The organism is Flavobacteriales bacterium, assembly GCA_016704485.1.
Taxonomy (GTDB): Bacteria; Bacteroidota; Bacteroidia; order Flavobacteriales_F; family PHOS-HE28; genus PHOS-HE28.
The window spans coordinates 1,867,797-1,884,105 of the sequence record JADJAA010000001.1 but is presented as its reverse complement, the minus strand read 5'-3'; the positions used below and the strand labels follow the sequence as shown (position 1 = coordinate 1,884,105).

The 16,309-nt window shown below is 48.9% G+C and carries 11 protein-coding genes; 6 read left to right on the top strand and 5 right to left on the bottom strand.

Features of this window, described 5'->3' with window-relative positions; all coding sequences use genetic code 11:
- Nucleotides 1-6: 6 nt before the first annotated feature.
- On the bottom strand, nucleotides 7-5,178 hold the full coding sequence (locus IPF95_07970; protein ID MBK6474635.1) for a hypothetical protein: 5,172 nt from the start codon (nucleotides 5,176-5,178) through the stop codon (nucleotides 7-9).
- Nucleotides 5,175-6,278, bottom strand: coding sequence for a PorV/PorQ family protein (locus tag IPF95_07965; protein ID MBK6474634.1), 1,104 nt, complete (start codon nucleotides 6,276-6,278; stop codon nucleotides 5,175-5,177). The genes IPF95_07970 and IPF95_07965 overlap by 4 nt, the downstream gene beginning before the upstream one ends.
- A 123-nt stretch (nucleotides 6,279-6,401) precedes the next feature.
- Here IPF95_07965 and IPF95_07960 point away from each other — a divergent pair, with 123 nt between their 5' ends.
- Nucleotides 6,402-7,202: a CDP-alcohol phosphatidyltransferase family protein gene (locus tag IPF95_07960; GenBank protein MBK6474633.1), complete on the top strand. Its 801-nt coding sequence runs from the start codon at nucleotides 6,402-6,404 to the stop codon at nucleotides 7,200-7,202.
- 48 nt (nucleotides 7,203-7,250) lie between these two features.
- Complete coding sequence (gene purS / locus IPF95_07955; protein ID MBK6474632.1) at nucleotides 7,251-7,508, top strand: phosphoribosylformylglycinamidine synthase subunit PurS; 258 nt, start codon at nucleotides 7,251-7,253, stop codon at nucleotides 7,506-7,508.
- Nucleotides 7,509-7,510: 2 nt separating this feature from the next.
- On the opposite strand, the gene lptB is transcribed toward purS, so the two are convergent.
- From lptB to tatC, 3 genes are read right to left on the bottom strand one after another with little or no spacing between them, the layout of a single operon-like run.
- Nucleotides 7,511-8,242: an LPS export ABC transporter ATP-binding protein gene (gene lptB, locus IPF95_07950; protein MBK6474631.1), complete on the bottom strand. Its 732-nt coding sequence runs from the start codon at nucleotides 8,240-8,242 to the stop codon at nucleotides 7,511-7,513.
- Nucleotides 8,242-10,743, bottom strand: coding sequence for a carboxypeptidase-like regulatory domain-containing protein (locus tag IPF95_07945; protein MBK6474630.1), 2,502 nt, complete (start codon nucleotides 10,741-10,743; stop codon nucleotides 8,242-8,244). Before IPF95_07945 ends, lptB begins: the two co-directional genes overlap by 1 nt.
- A gap of 2 nt (nucleotides 10,744-10,745) precedes the next feature.
- Nucleotides 10,746-11,585 (bottom strand): twin-arginine translocase subunit TatC, encoded by an 840-nt coding sequence (gene tatC / locus IPF95_07940; GenBank protein MBK6474629.1) that lies wholly within the window; start codon nucleotides 11,583-11,585, stop codon nucleotides 10,746-10,748.
- 244 nt (nucleotides 11,586-11,829) lie between these two features.
- On the opposite strand from tatC, the gene recQ reads away from it, so the two are divergent.
- From recQ to IPF95_07920, 4 genes are all read left to right on the top strand, one after another.
- Nucleotides 11,830-14,013, top strand: coding sequence for a DNA helicase RecQ (gene recQ / locus IPF95_07935; GenBank protein ID MBK6474628.1), 2,184 nt, complete (start codon nucleotides 11,830-11,832; stop codon nucleotides 14,011-14,013).
- Between the two features lie 183 nt (nucleotides 14,014-14,196).
- A complete protein-coding gene (locus IPF95_07930) occupies nucleotides 14,197-14,508 on the top strand; it encodes a hypothetical protein (protein MBK6474627.1) in 312 nt (103 codons plus the stop codon).
- 126 nt (nucleotides 14,509-14,634) lie between these two features.
- On the top strand, nucleotides 14,635-14,811 hold the full coding sequence (locus IPF95_07925; GenBank protein MBK6474626.1) for a hypothetical protein: 177 nt from the start codon (nucleotides 14,635-14,637) through the stop codon (nucleotides 14,809-14,811).
- 329 nt (nucleotides 14,812-15,140) lie between these two features.
- Nucleotides 15,141-16,307: a T9SS type A sorting domain-containing protein gene (locus tag IPF95_07920; protein ID MBK6474625.1), complete on the top strand. Its 1,167-nt coding sequence runs from the start codon at nucleotides 15,141-15,143 to the stop codon at nucleotides 16,305-16,307.
- The last annotated feature ends 2 nt before the right edge of the window (nucleotides 16,308-16,309 follow it).

Below are 16,309 nucleotides of genomic sequence, written 5' to 3'. Positions count from 1 at the left end.
TGGCCATTACAATTTGTACATCTTGCCGAAACCCTTCTTGAAGTAGTCACTGGCACCGGTCTCCCGGTATTCGATCTCTTGTCCGTTCAGTTGCGAGATCACACGGTAGATATACACACCGCGCGCAAGCTTGTCACCGAACTCGTCGGTACCATCCCATGCGTATTCCGTGATGTTCCGGCCAACGTGTATTGGTCCGAGTTCGTGCATTTTGATCTCGCGCACGACCCTACCCGTTACGGTCATGATCTGGATCTTCATGTTCGTTGGCGGTTGAGAGCCGGTGACCGTGAATACGAAGCGTGTACTTGTGGTGAAGGGGTTCGGGTAATTCAGCGTTTCCGTGATGGTCGGTTTATTGATCACCTCGAAACTGATCATCAGATCCTTATCGCCGGAATTGTTGTTGCTCAGATCTCTGGCGCGCACACGGAGTTCATACGTGCCATCGATCTCGAAATTCCCGAAATGGCGAATGTGACAAATGTTATTTGATCCCGTGGAAGGTTCAAACAGGAGCTGATCCATTCCATTCGCTCTGAAATACAATCGTTCCTCATTCCCATTCGGCGTTTTCATGAAGACCTGGAACAAAGTCGTATCGGTCACGTTATTCATTAACAGGACCGGATTCTCATCATCAAGCGTGATATAGATCTCCGGTTTCGCGGAAACGATATCGCCATCAAGGATATGGATCCCATCAAAGGTCACATCCAACAACGGGTTCTCGATATCCATCTCTATGTTGAACCGCAGTTGCGCAATGTTGTTGATGTGCGTCTGTTCCAACTGATCATAAACACTGGTCAGCGTGTCCTCCGGGTTGGCTTCGATGATAATGGTATTTGGGCCACCAAATCCCAACGTGGAGAATACGATGGTATCCATCAGTATACCACCTACCAATAAAGGCGCATTGTACTTGTAATGCACGCGCCGCCTTATGTTATTCCTATCGATCACCCAAGCGGTCATCAATAAACTGTCCATATCCACTTCGCCGATATTATGGACCGCAATAGCGAGCGAAGCGTTCTGTCCCTCGAACAGATCATCCAATCCGTTCACATAACCTACCGGAGGATCGATCGCGCATTCCGGTGCTTGGGAACTGAGCAGTTGCCAACGCTCTTGTTGTGCTGGTTTCGGAACCAACGCACCCAAATCGTGATAACTGCCGGAGATCTTCAAATACGGATACATTCCTGCATCCACGGAACTGAGATCAGGGACTGAATCCCAAACAGAAGGCATCGTCATCAGCGTATCCTGGGTCAAGAGGTCTTCTCTAACACCGATGAGTGAGATCGTCGTACTATCCGTTGGGCTTACGGGCACCTCGTTCCAATAAAGTGCATGCCACGCGCTTGCAGGACCTGCAATTACGGAGGAAATAGAACCAAGGTTCCACTGTCCGGTAATGTATACGGAAAGGTCGATCACACCATCCTCACTTGTATTGCCGGGCTGCGGAAATATCGCTGGTGCCAGCGTATCCTGGAACGTTGCTGGAAAACCTTTCTGCACGTATAATATATAAGCAGCGCTGTCATACATACTTGCGAAACTCATATTACCACCGCTCAGGTTCTCGATCGCGGGCATCAATCCTGGGTTGTTGGTCTGCATACCATCTTGATCCATGTATCGCCACGTATACATAAGTACGTGATGACCTAAGGGTATCTGGTTCTCCAACAGATCCTGCATTGCGACCATCTGTGCAGGTATTGTTGTGTTGTAGCTGAACACTTTTTCAGGCCGGTCTCTACAAGCGGTATTGTTATTCATATTTCCGAACTGATGGTCGGCATTGTATTGGGTTCCATCCGATGCGGTCCAGAAGGTTTCCCAAGGTTCGAATGTGATAGGGTCGATGATCGCCACCATCCAAGCAGTTGGAACTTGACAACCGTTATTATATTCCTGCGTAACATTATCCTTGTACCAACCCGTATTGTTATCAGAGATGCTATCCCGTACGGAAGCACGCACATGTCTTGCACCAGTAAAGAAGTCGAAATCGCGTTGCGGTCGATCATAAACAACGCCGTTGAAATGATCATTCTTGAACTGGAAATAGTGGGCTTGTCCCCAGCCGCTCTTTCCTTCGATGTACTGGAACGAACGCTCATACCAGTTGTACCCACCATTCCCAGTGCTATCAATGGTACACCGCCAGAAGAACACGGTACTGTCCTGGATCGTATTGATGTTATAAATGGCCTGAGGCTGCCAATTCACTACTCCGCCCGGCGCTGTTAACGTTGTAGCCTCGCGAATTGGGCTGTTGAACAAGTCGGTCGTATCGATCTCGAACAAATAAATACGTGGAGGTGCTAAAGGATCACCCGTACTTGCTTTCAGAATTGGCGCAGCATCCGGAACGATGGCGTAGGCATAGGGATATACTGGGACCAGATCTCCGGATGTGATGAACAATGAAGTTGATGTGACGTTATTTCCTAGGTCATCCAATTCTGGAACAACATCCGGATCCAGGTCAGCGCGAACGGTCAATTGATTCACACCGGCTCCTCCGCTGAATACTTGAGTTGCCACATGGAAGTATGCGGTATCCGTATTGTACACGCTCGACAATGTGGTATTCTCTGTTTGCGTTATGGCGCCAAGTCCTGGATTATCCCGATCCAGTGCTACGTTGAACGATGCATTCGTTGCTTTACCGATATTGCGAACAACGGCTTTTACCAAGAACGTATCAGCATCCGCGGTAACCGGGTCCGGGTCGAAATAGATGTCCTGTGCAGAAACTGAATAATCCGGGAGCAACGGTGAATTCAAGCGTATGAGCGGGTCGCCTGACAACGTAAAGGCATGTGCGTTACTAACAGAGATCACATCCGTTGAGCTGAGCAATTGTCGATTAAGGGCAAATGCCATGTGGTCTCCGATGGTGCCGCCGTAATTCAACCTGCTGAAGCTCTCATACCAACTTAGTGCATATGGCGAAAGTGCAACAGGATAGCCACTGATCACAGTGCTCATGAACGCAATGGGGCCTTTGGCCGGCATGAGTACCCATTTCTCCGCTGCACTCAAATTGGAGTTCAGGTGAATATTACCGATATAACAAGAAAGGCCGAGAACAGCAGGGTGCTTTCCGTTCCAATCATAATTCGCCGGATTATCAATGGTCACTTCGAAATTCTCACCGTAGGCATGCGATAAGAACGTCATCAGCGTTACGCCTTCATCCTCGATGAAATGTTTCACCGAATCTGCAGATGCTTGTTCAAATACATCAGAGCTGGATTTCACAAAATCTGTTACCACTCCGCCGAAACAAGTGTCAACAGCGATGTTTTCGAGGTTCTGCAAAATGTATGCGAACGTCGCTGACTCACCAGGAGTTGTACCGCCTCTGAAATGCAAGATGTTCTTCATCCATGGAGCTGGCGGTTGATTCTCCATGGCACTCACTTTATCACGGTAAGCGTAAACGTCGTTATCCGTATACGCACTTATGCGCCCCACGGGGAAAGCCAACCTGTTCGGGTCCGGGCCAATGGCCAACGTAAAGCATACATCACTGCTTGGGTAACCGTATGAGGGAACCAGGCAACGTGCATAGGCTCCTTGCGCATCCGGTCGATAACCGACATCGTAATTATTGATGAATGCCGTCTGCACGGATTTACCAATGAGCAACAATGCTTTAGGGTGCGTATCCCATGTGTCATAGGCAAACTTGCAATACTTACGTATCGCAATTGCATGCTTGGGTATGCCACCACCGAACTGATCATACAATTCATCGACATCAGCGATCACCACGTTATACCGATTTCCATCGGGCGCCATGTTCTCCCTGTAGTTCGCATAGGCCATAGCGCCTTGCATCAAGGTGCTGTGCGTAACGATCAATTGCGCGGAATCTTCCTGCACAGCGCTGAAGTCGGTAAAGTATCCATTCTGTCCTGCCTGCTTGATCGTACCAACGGGTATAACGGGTACCCGATGCAGAAAAACGTAGGTATCATTCCCGGATGGGTCCGTAGGGAAAAGGGCCTGCCGCGTGGAAAGATTAAGTGTTGGAATTACACGACGCACCGAATCACCGTACGCATACATGATCGGTTGGCCAGAAAAGTTCGTGAAATCAACACGTGCGATCGGGTCGCTTGGATCTTGCGGGATCCACATGTTCATTGATCCTTGTGCATACATGTGCATCTCCTTGGCATAGCGGATGCGCGTATTCGAGACGTCCTGGTAATCCGTGTAATTGGAATCTGAAAGGAAGCCGAGCATGTATAGATCATGCGGCACCTTGTAATTGATCACGAGGTTCGCACCCAGAGCAGAAGCCGGCACATCGAAATCGGCCTTTATCGTATGCACACCATTGAATATGGAGTCGACCATTTCGGTTCCTGGTGCCGGTCCGTAACTGATCACGGAATGATGATCCAATAAATTATTTGCAGTTTGATAATTCAGCGAAGCCACGGCTGTGGAAACACGAGCATCCGGCGCATCGGGTCCTTGATAAGCACGTGGTGTTAGTATGGTATGCGGTTGCGAAGCTCCGTTAGGCGAATTGGATGTGATCGCAGCTTGGTGTAACCTGCCTTCACCTTCAACATAAAAACCGCTGGTAACCGCAACACCATTGGGCTGGTTGTAACCCATCCTATAAATGCCGGTCAAGGAACTGATCGTCTCTCCCCAATACCAAGGACGTGGCGTATGACCAGCAAAGTCCGTATTCACATACGGCACTACCCTTTCCTTCTGAGCTGTTGCGCTCCACGTAATGAAGTAGTTGATCGTATCGTTATACAGGCTGTAATACGGGTTTGGCTGAAATGAAGGTTGTGCATAAAGCTGCGCATCCAGCCATCCATCGTTCTTCTTGGCTTGGAATTCAATGAAATCCGCACCGTTCAACACGCCATCACCACCATCTTCGATATAAATGGGCACTTGTTGCTCGCGCCCAAAGACCATGAGCTCCTGTGGGTCGATCGTTGTTATTGGAAACCCTGCATCAGCGAGTGCAGTGGAATCAATTCGATAGAGGCCATCCGCCACGATACTGAACTTCCAATACTGTAAGCTATAGTCTATCCATTGGTTTCCTGGAGGAACCTGGGCTGCGCTATGTAATGCGCTGGATAGAAGAATAACGAACAGTAACGTTCTTCTCATTGGCTGGCTTTCTTGTACAGATCGAACCGAAGCGAAAAGATATTGGAATACAATGCTACACTGTTATCGCCGATATCGGTAAGTGCATAGTCAAGCGACACGCTCTTGATCTTCAACCCCAGACCAATGTTCGGCTGCACATTCAATGTTCGCTTATCGTTGATATCCGTGATGTATTGGAAGTAACTGACACCGGTGCGCACAAAAACCACGTTGGCGTATCCGAATTCAAGACCAACCCGTGGATCTGAACTGAAGGTGCTGGACTGGATCAATGTGTTCCGTTTACCATCGAATGTATTCTCCAGATCGATGGCGGCCAGAATATTGAACTTGCTACCGATCTTGAATTGGCGTGCCACACCAAGCATCAGTCTTGGGAGCGTAACCTCTACGGAGTTCACCGGAATTTCATTTCCGGTCTGCGCAAAGACTTCAATTGTGCGCTGATCCAACGTATAGCTCCACGCGTTGAAGGTGCTGGTAACATCACGGGCAACCGCAGCAAACCGCCATTGGTTACGTTGATATTGCAAGGCAGCATCCAAGCCGAAACCCCAAGCCTTGCCGAATTCACCAACGCGGCGATAGATCACTTTCACATTACCTCCTACTTGCAGACCCGGAGTACGCAGCTTGCGCGCATAGGTCAGTATGAACGCATGGTCCGAGGAGCTAAAGGAAGTAATGCGATCGTAATCGATGTTCCCGGACGGATCGAACAGGTCGATGGTATTGGGTATATTATCGATACCGAAACGGACGAACGTGAATCCGATCGTACTTACGGAATCGATCGGTTTCGCCAGACCGATGTAATCGTACTTGGCAATACCCGCAAAATATTCACTGTGCATCGCACCCACTTGGAGGTCGCTGTTCACACCGGTAAGCCCTGCCGGATTCCAGTAACCACTGGTAACATCATTGACCGCCGCAGTGTAGGCATTGCCCATACCCAAGGCCCTGGCTCCTACACCAATTGCAAGGAATTCGTTGCTGTATTTTGGCGCATCCGATTGTGCGAATGAAACGCCGAAAAGGGCCACAAAGGCCACAATAAATAATGATACGCGATGTGCGATGGTGATCGAACTCATTCTATTTATCTTCTAGTAGACGCACATATTAACTGAGGGTGGCCTCCGATATTGTCCTAAATTACTCAACTTCGACGCGCCGCTGGATCTTATGGTCCTCGGCGATACAAAAATATGCTCCGTTTGCCTAAACTACCTGACCTATTGACGAGTGCGAACCTATGTTGTGGGGTCGCATCCATACTCTTGGCTTCACAAGGACAGCTAACAATGGCGTGTTGGTTGGTATTCGCCGGTGCATTCTTCGATGTGCTGGACGGCTTTGCTGCTCGGGCCACTGGCGGCGGTAGTGCTCTCGGTGCCCAATTGGACAGTTTGGCCGACCTGGTGACCTTTGGCGTAGCGCCGGCCATGATCATTTGGTTCATGGTCCTTATGCCATTAGCTGAACCCATGCAGTTCCTATCCATCATGGCCGTGTCTTTCGAAGGCCCCGTGAATGTGGGCGGTAAGTTGGAGGATGCCAACCAGCTATTCGCTCTAACGGGAATAACTGTATTGATACTGGTTGTCGCATCGGCTTGGAGACTTGCCAAATTCAATGTGGATACGCGCCAGACGCATGGTTTTCTCGGGTTGGCAACACCGGCCAATGGTCTATTCTGGGCAAGTTTACCGCTAGCGATCACGGGTTCTGGAGGGCTTGTGGCCCCGTTCGGGGGTTTGCTAAAGTCCTTCCTACTTCTCCTATTGTACAGTCCTTATCTAATGATCATAGCGCTGATCATGGGCGGACTCATGCTTTCCGAGCTTCAGCTCCCTGGGCTAAAATTCAAGCATTACGGATGGCAGGGTAATCAAGTGATCTACATCCTATTAGGCATAGGTATCCTCCTAATTGCCTTATTCGGAATGCAAGCTGTTCCAATGGTTTTACTTTTGTACGTGTTAAGCCCGTTATGGGGTAAGCTCTTTAACGCTTAACAAGCATCAACACACCGAATTCAACATTATCCAGCAGTACCTATCCTAATGAAAACCTTCCGCGCCTCCATCGATGTAATGCCACACGACAACTTATTGGACCCGCAGGGAAAAGCTGTAAGCGGGACCATGCAGAATCTAGGTCTTGAAGAAATTACCGGTGTTCGAATTGGGAAGCACATTACCTTGAATGTGGAGGCCAAGGATAAAAAAGCGGCCACTGCGAAAGTGGAGGAAGCGTGCCAGAAGTTGCTGGCGAACAAGGTCATGGAGAAGTACAGTTTCTCCGTTGAGGAATTGAATTGACCCTACAACTTCGCCCTACGCAGTTCGAAGTTCTTACCCAGATAAACTCTCCGCACGGTTTCGTCGGCAGCGAGTTCCTCTGCTGTTCCTTGTTTGAGGATCTTGCCTTCGAAAAGCAAGTATGCGCGATCGGTAATGCTTAAGGTCTCCTGCACGTTATGATCGGTGATCAGGATCCCGATGTTCTTCTCTTTCAACTTTGCTACGATGGCCTGAATGTCCTCCACTGCGATCGGGTCAACTCCTGCGAAAGGTTCATCCAGCAGAATGAAACGCGGCTCCGTGGCAAGGGCGCGGGCAATTTCCGTACGTCGACGTTCTCCCCCGCTCAGCACATCACCCATGTTCTTGCGGACGTGTTGCAGACTGAACTCATCAAGTAGTGATTCCAACTTTGCCTCCTGCTCCTGCTTGGACATTCGTGTCATTTCCAGGATCGCCTTGATGTTGTCCTCCACGGATAATTTGCGGAACACGCTTGCTTCCTGTGGTAAGTAGCCGATCCCTTTTTTTGCGCGTCGGTACATCGCCAGATCGGTGATCTCCTGGTCGTCCAGGAACACATTTCCTTCATTGGGTTTGATCAACCCAACGATCATATAGAAACTGGTGGTCTTGCCAGCACCGTTGGGTCCAAGCAGCCCAACGATCTCTCCTTGATCCACTTCAATACTTACGCCGTTGACAACGGTCCTGCGCTTGTAGCGCTTGATCAAGTTTTCTGCCCTTAGCATTAGAAATTGAATACGAATTTACCCCTGATCGCAAAAGGCGCCGTGTTCGGGTGGTCATTGTACCGCAATCGCCATACCACATCCACCCGCAGGACCTTGAGAATATTCTCTATTCCAGCACTGGCTTCCATGAACGGTCCGTTGCTCAGCGTATACATTCCAGGGAGAAGAAGAAGTTCTTCCGAATGCTTTGGGTCCAGGTCGCCCGCTACGGCTTTGAAGGTAACGACCTCGCGGAATTTCAATCTGCGCAATAAGGGTATCCGATTGAAGAACAATCCATCGAAGTGATGTTCTGCGAACAATTGAATATACCGATCGCTCAGGAATTCAAAGAAATTCATGGTATTGAACGCGGCATCGTTGTAATACCACGTTTCGTTCCCGATATGAATGATCAGCAAAGGGTACGGCAATTTGCCATAGACGCGGCCACCTTCCAGGGTTGTACGCGACCATCCGAGCGTACCTAACTGCCAACGCTTGTATATGCGCCCAATGATCTTGGTGTATTCATAATCACTTTCAAGGAACCCCGGAATACCATAGGCAAGGTGCATTTCCAGAGTTGGGAATTTATTGTATCCTACCGAGATACGATCGAACTCACCGCTCACGAATTTTTCCTTGTACGCGAAGTGGGTATTGAAGCTGACCTCAGCGGATCGCAAACTTCCAACGGTCTCAACCGAGAACAACGGGTCAAATACGGGGTGTTCATAGGACAAAGACCCCAAGGCTTGAAGGGTGCGAAAGCGGAATCGGACCTCATTGGAGAACCCGCTGAACCATTCACGCTCCAGCCCGATCATCCATTCCTCAACATCGGTCAGCTTGTTGTTGGGTCCTCTTCGGAAAACACTACCGAGCAAATTATTGGTAACGAACGCATTGGTACCAGCACCCAATTGTTCCACATCGTGTTTATAAGAAGCTCTATAAAGCAGACGCGGTTGTTTGCTGATGAAGCCGCGCGTGGCCAATCCGTATTTGAATCGTTCATCCTTGAACCCATATGCCGTGAATCCCTCGAACTCCACCCACGTGCTGAAGGTGTTGCTCGTACGCAGACCCAATCTTAATCGGGGACCTTCGACCTGATTGAAACTGAAGATGGAGGAATAGGGACCAATTTCCACTTTGCCCTTCACGTAATAACCGGTCACCAACGTGGAGATCAGATCCACGTAAGTACGGAACCGTGGAATGGTTTTCATGGTATCCACCATTTTGTAGATCGCATCCTCTTTGGCCGTCAATTGGATATGGCGGTTCGTATCCCAATAATCCGCTCCTAGGCTCAGCGGATCGAGTTCAACTATGACCTGATCCACACCTTCATAGAATTCCGGCTCGCGTGGCTTGTTGATCGAAAAGTCCCGATAGGTCGCTGTACGTCGGCCATAGAACCCTTGAACAGGTTTATCGTCCTTCAGCAATTTATCGTTCACTACGTTCAGGTCCACAACGAGTTCGTCACGGGTCAGCATCCATACTTCGTTCTGCACTTGGTCATACTCCTGAACGACCCGGAATGCTTGGACGAAATTGAGATTGGCATCCTCTGCAATACCCGCTTCGACATGTTTTACAGCGTATGTGGTATCGTTGATCCACATCGTGCCTTTGAAGGCAAGTTCCTGTACCCGTTTGGGTTTGAACTCGATCTTGTAACACCAGAATTTATCGTAATAAGCGCTGTCGGTCAGGTAGTAATCGTAATAGCCACGGCCACCATCGGCAATAGGACTGATGAAGTTCTTACCAAAGATCACCAGGAAATTCTCGTAGATGTTCACATTCTGGTACATATCACCCAAGAACTGTGAAACGCTTTCGTTCTCGATACCACTCACTTTGGTACCGCGGATGTATTCTTTCTGTGTTTTAGGTTTTTGGCGGTAGTACACTTCGGAAAGTGTTTCCGTCATAAAGATCGGCAAGTAGGGTTTCGCATCCGTACTATCAATGTTATCGAAGATGAATGCGAAATGCTTGAATAGTTTCTTCTGTGTGAACTTCTCCGTAATGTTATTGATATCGAATTCCACTTTGTTGTAAGCATCATACTCATAGGCTTCCAACTTTTCCCGGTTGTTCACGGGTTTGTGTTGTACCACTCTACGTAGGATCGGAAACGCAGGGTTCTCGTCCGGTGGGCGGATCACGACGGCAGTTAATTCCACTCCCGCATTCATCTTGATGTCGATCACCTGTTCACGATCCTTCTTCACCGCATAGGTAACCGGAACATATCCCACCGCAATTGCTCGCAACGAATCCGTGGCGTAGTATGTATCCAGAACATAATTGCCATCGAGATCCGTAACCGTACTGATCTTACTATCAATGAATGCGACGTTGACGAATGGAAGCGTTTCACCGGTTGCCGCATCTGTTATCAAGCCGGCCACCTTCGTTGTTTGCGCGAAGATCAGGATCTGCGAAAAGCAGAAGGATCCTATAAGGCACCACCGTATCAACCCATCTCGAACCTTCATCCTCAAGCACCAGGTGTACCTACTTCGATGGCCTTGCGCTCGTTCCTTTTCATCTGTCTCAAAGCGCGTGCGGAGAGCATGATCCCACCTTCATATAACAACATCAACGGTCCGGATACGATCAATTGACTAACAACATCCGGAGGTGTAAGGACGGCGGCGAGTACCAGTACGATCACGAATGCATGCTTACGGTATGTGCGAAGCACCGAAGGTGTAACCAAGCCTATCCGGGTAAGAAAAAGCACCACAAGGGGCAATTCGAAAGCAACTCCGGTCCAAAGTGTAACCGAAGTAAGCATGGCGATATAACTATCCAAGGCTACGGCATTCTGCACAGTAGTACTCACTTGGTAGCTACCAAAGAACTGCAGACTCAGCGGCGCCAGGACGTAATATCCGAATGCCACACCAGCAAAGAACAGGACCGACGCAAAGAGAACAACACCGCGTAGTGAAGCCCTTTCCTTCGGGTGCAGCCCTGGAGAAAGGAAGCGCCATATCTGCCATAGGAAGAATGGGAACGCGATGATGAATCCGGCCACGAACGAGACCATGAGGTGCGTGAAGAACTGCCCGCTCATACTTATGTTCTGCAAGGTGAACTTGAGATCGCCAACGCACATGCCATCATCCAGCCCCACCTTATGGCCCAAAGCACACATCAAGCGATAGGTAATGAATGATGCGTTCTTGGGCGCCAACACCACATTATCGAACAGCTGTTCCTTCGCCACGAACGCCGCAAGCATGCATACGACGATCGCTATGACCGAACGCACCAAGGTCCAACGGAGCTCCTCGAGGTGCTCCAAAAAGGTCATATCACTGCGCTGCTCCAAGGAATCCAATGGAAAATGTTGCGCCAAAGATAGCCGCGGTATATTGGCAATTAAGCTTGCCACGAGCAGTTATCAACTGAACCATGGCTTGATCCCGGAATTCGGTGCAATAGTTCAGGTTGCGCATTAAGCTAATCAAAAGGAGTTTCACAATTCATGAAAAAGATGGTAGGACTTAACTGCTCCATGACTTACTTTTAAGCGTTCAAATAAAAACCAGCCATTTTCGTCCGTCCCATTCGTCATGATCAAAGTAGCAGTTACCCCAAAGGATGCATTGGAACAATTCTTCGGGTTCACAAAGTTCAAAGGAGAGCAAGAAGCCATAATTAAGAGCGTCCTCCAAGGAGAGAACACGTTCGTAATAATGCCCACCGGAGGTGGCAAGAGCCTTTGTTATCAATTACCGGCCCTTATGAGCGAGGGCACCGCGATCGTTGTAAGTCCATTGATCGCGCTTATGAAGAACCAGGTGGATGCGCTGCGTGGTTTCAGTTCTGACGATGGTGTTGCGCACTTCCTGAACAGTTCATTAACACGCAATGAAGCGTTGAAAGTGAAAGAGGATATCCGCAGTGGACGGACCAAGATCCTGTATGTAGCACCTGAGTCTCTCACGAAAAAGGAGAACGTTGAGTTCCTTTCCGAGATCAAGATCAGCTTCTTTGCTATTGACGAAGCACATTGCATCAGCGAATGGGGCCATGATTTCCGCCCGGAATACCGCCGGTTACGCACCATATTCGATGAGATCAAGCGTGTACCCGTGATCGCACTAACGGCAACTGCAACCGAAAAAGTGCAAGAGGATATCCTGAAGAACCTGGATATTCCGAACGCGAAAACATACAAAGCATCCTTCAACAGGCCGAACCTGTATTACGAGGTACGACCTAAACGCGATGTGGCCCGTGAGATCACCCGATTCGTGAAACAACACGATGGCCGCAGCGGGATCATCTATTGCCTTAGCCGCAAGAAGGTAGAGGAAGTAGCTGAAACGTTATGCGTGAACGGTATTAAGGCATTGCCCTACCATGCTGGTCTGGATGCGAATCAACGTGCAAGCCATCAGGACAAGTTCTTGATGGAGGATGCCGATGTGATCGTGGCTACGATCGCCTTCGGAATGGGTATTGATAAGCCGGATGTCCGTTTTGTGATTCACCACGATATTCCAAAAAGTCTGGAGAGCTATTATCAGGAAACCGGTCGTGGTGGACGTGACGGAGGTGAAGGCAAATGCATAACTTTCTACTCTTACAAGGACATTGAGAAGTTGGAGAAATTCCTACAAGGCAAGCCCGTTGCGGAACAGGAGATCGGTAAACAGTTATTGCAGGATACGGTGAGCTATGCTGAAACCAGCATGTGCCGACGCAAATACCTGCTGCATTATTTCGGAGAAGAACTACCTGGGGATAACTGCGGCAGTTGTGACAATTGTCTGAATCCGCAGGAAACCGTTGATGCGCAGAAAGATGTTGCGTTGATCCTTGAAGCCGTGCTGGAGAGCAAGGAGCGTCACCGGGCTAAATTCATCTGCGACCTGCTCACCGGTACGGAGACCAGTGAGATGAAGACCTACAAAGGTGAAAGCTGGAAGACCTACGGCAAGGGAAGTGATAAGGATGTTCGACATTGGTTGGCCGTTATGCGCCTAACGGTGGTGAATGGCTATTTGCTGAAGGACATTGAGACCTACGGAAATCTGAGCTTGACCGAAAAGGGGAAGAAGTTCCTGAAGAAACCGACCAAGATCCTCTTCGCCATAGAACGGGATTACAGTGCTGATACCGTTTCGGACATGGACAATGCGCCTGTTCGAACCACCGCTGCTGATGAAACCTTGATGAAGATGCTCAAGGAACTTCGCCAACAGATCGCCAAGAAAAAGGGACTGCCACCGTACGTTCTCTTCCAGGATCCTTCGTTGGAGGAAATGACCATGCGTTACCCGATCACCATGGAGGAGCTGACCCAAGTGACCGGTGTTGGTCCCGGTAAGGCGCAGAAATTCGGAAAGCCGTTCGTTGAACTGATCGCGCAATACGTGGAAGACAACGAGATCGAGCGCGAAGAAGAGGTCACGGTGCGTTCAGTTGTGAAAAAGAGCGGTAACAAGGTCCACATCATTCAGAACATCGACAAGCGTATACCCTTGGATGGCATTGCGCGGTCGAAGGGCCTGAGCATGGATGATCTGCTCACTGAATTGGAAAGCATTGTCACCAGCGGAACCAAACTGGACATTGTTTACCACCTCAACGAAGTCTTCGAAGGGGATACTCAGGATGAGATCATGGATTATTTCCGTGAGAGCGAAACGGACGATATTGAAGCAGCCCGCGTAGAGTTTGATGGGGACTACAGCGAGGAGGAATTGCGCATGGTACGGTTGCGGTTCATGAGTGAAGTAGCGAACTAGACGATCAGAAAATCAGACGATCAGAAAATTAGAAGATCAGCCTCGGATGGTCGTTTTTGCGCTCTCCGGGTGATTCATCAGATGATGGAGCACTTTTAACGGCAGATCTTACTTAGGAACGATCGGCAGCTTATTGCCATCCGGAATTGAGAAGTTGAAAATATGGATCCATCCAGTATTCAAATGATCGCCCGCCACGTGATGAAACTATTGGTGGAACGCCGGTTCGATGAATTGGAAGAAGCCACGGACGGTGTGCAGCTATATGCTTCGGAGATCGAGGATGTGGTGGATGAGATCGGCACCTTGGTGCATCCGCCGGAGCAAACTTGGCATGCTCTACACATTCAAGCAGTGCGCAATTGGCCCGGCGCATTCAACGTGCGCATGGACCTGTACAAAACGAACGGTCGCTCGGACTACACAGTGGAAATGACCTTATCCGACAAGAACGGAAAGCCGGTAATTGAGTTGGAGGAGATCGGGTTGCGGTGAGGTGATTGCGGTTTGGCGAATTGAATTCCAACGCCTTATCGTGTTCAGGTACTTTCTTGTTTGGGTCATAATCCGCACCCACACACGTTGTACACTTATGCTCAATTTATTAATAACTCCAGTCATATGGGCTATCTTGCAATGAATATGGAAGCCAATAAGAAAGTGAGCCGCAGGGTCCCGAATCCGGAGACCCAGCGGTGGTTTGAAAAGAATGGCCGCTCCAACTATACCGTGGAAATGACCCTATCTAACAAGAACGGAAAGCCGGTTATTGAGTTGGAGGAAATCGGGTTGCGGTGACAAGTTGTTGATTACCTTTCGTTTCATTGTTGCAAAATGATTCGGATAACATCTTTATTTGTCTTGGGCTTCTATAGCCTATTCTTGAATGCACAGCAAGCTTGGGTAGTGGATACGACCTTTAAAACAAACGTAGAGCACAAGTCTGTTACCGACATTGAATTTTATGATGATTACATTCTGATCTCCGGACTATTACAATTTGAAAGCGAAATCACCCCGTGTTATTCTGCTAAAATTGACTACAACGGGAATATGACGGGCTGTTTCTCAGGGGGGGGATAGTTCCGTGGTCAAATCGGTACTATATCGGAATTGGTCAATCAATCTTGCGAAAATTCGAATCCGGTGTGACTGATAATTCCTTTAATACGAATAGTATCTTTTATAATCCAATACATGCCGGTCAATTCGTAGTCTTACCAGATGATAAGGTGTTGGCAACTGGCGGGCGAGATCTTTACAGCACCGAAGACACCACCTTGATCGGCAGCAATTTTTGCCTAACTCGGTATGACACATTAGGTAACTTGGATAGTTCCTTCCAGCACCGGCAGTGCCAATTCGGTATTGCACAACGGATCGTGGCGCACCCGGATGGTAGGTTTTTAGTAAGTGGTGTTATGGACGTTTTCGATGGCGAACCGGTGGGTCATATCTTCAAAGTAAACTACGACGGTTCATTGGATACCACCTTTCATACCAACATTGATTTTGGTAGCGCATCTGACTATTATTTCTACAACGATGGGCGCATATTGGCTAGCGGGTGGTTTCACTCACCAGAGTTTCCCAACGATACCATTCCATTAGTACGGCTTATGCCAGATGGCGCTATTGACCATAGCTTTAATTACGATATACGGATGCGGTTATTCCCCAACAGTAATTGGCCCGGTATTGTGCAGGGCATGTACACGCTGGACTCTGCCACAATTTTCCTTGCTGGTTCATTTGCCACACTGAACGATGAATGGGTGGGTGGCGTATTTGCTATTGACACGGCAGGAAATATCCTACCTGAATACTTCCCTGGAACAAATTGCGATACGGTCATTGGGCCCAATACCATCATTACTTTAGCCATGCGCGATTTCGAGATGGGGCCAGATGGAATGCTCTACGCGTATGGTTCTTTCCATGGCTTTGATGATGGATACCAGAACCACCCGGACCAGACCATGATCATACGGCTGAAGCAGGTTAATGTGGGGGTGGAGGACCACGCGAATGAATTGCCTTTGGCAACACTGAGCCTCTTTCCCAATCCAGCAACAAACACGGTTACGTTCGACTATTTTTTGCAGCATAAACCTACAGATGCTTATTTGGTTGTGCGTGATGTGCTTGGGCGTGAAATGTTCCGCCAGAAATTAACTGACCAGAAACGGCAACTTGCTTGGGATACGGAAGATGTTGCGCCCGGCACCTATGCAGTTACACTAGTAAACAAAGCCCGCACCCTGCGTGCTGAAAAATTGGTCATCCATCATTGAGC

Excerpts from the sequence above, each read along its gene's own strand:
- IPF95_07930 (MBK6474627.1), top strand. The coding sequence starts at position 14,197 with ATGATCGCCCGCCACGTGATGAAACTATTGGTGGAACGCCGGTTCGAT.
- IPF95_07945 (MBK6474630.1), bottom strand. The coding sequence starts at position 10,743 with ATGAAGGTTCGAGATGGGTTGATACGGTGGTGCCTTATAGGATCCTTC.
- IPF95_07970 (MBK6474635.1), bottom strand. The coding sequence starts at position 5,178 with ATGAGAAGAACGTTACTGTTCGTTATTCTTCTATCCAGCGCATTACAT.
- IPF95_07965 (MBK6474634.1), bottom strand. The coding sequence starts at position 6,278 with ATGAGTTCGATCACCATCGCACATCGCGTATCATTATTTATTGTGGCC.
- lptB (MBK6474631.1), bottom strand. The coding sequence starts at position 8,242 with ATGCTAAGGGCAGAAAACTTGATCAAGCGCTACAAGCGCAGGACCGTT.
- IPF95_07925 (MBK6474626.1), top strand. The coding sequence starts at position 14,635 with ATGGGCTATCTTGCAATGAATATGGAAGCCAATAAGAAAGTGAGCCGC.
- recQ (MBK6474628.1), top strand. The coding sequence starts at position 11,830 with ATGATCAAAGTAGCAGTTACCCCAAAGGATGCATTGGAACAATTCTTC.
- purS (MBK6474632.1), top strand. The coding sequence starts at position 7,251 with ATGAAAACCTTCCGCGCCTCCATCGATGTAATGCCACACGACAACTTA.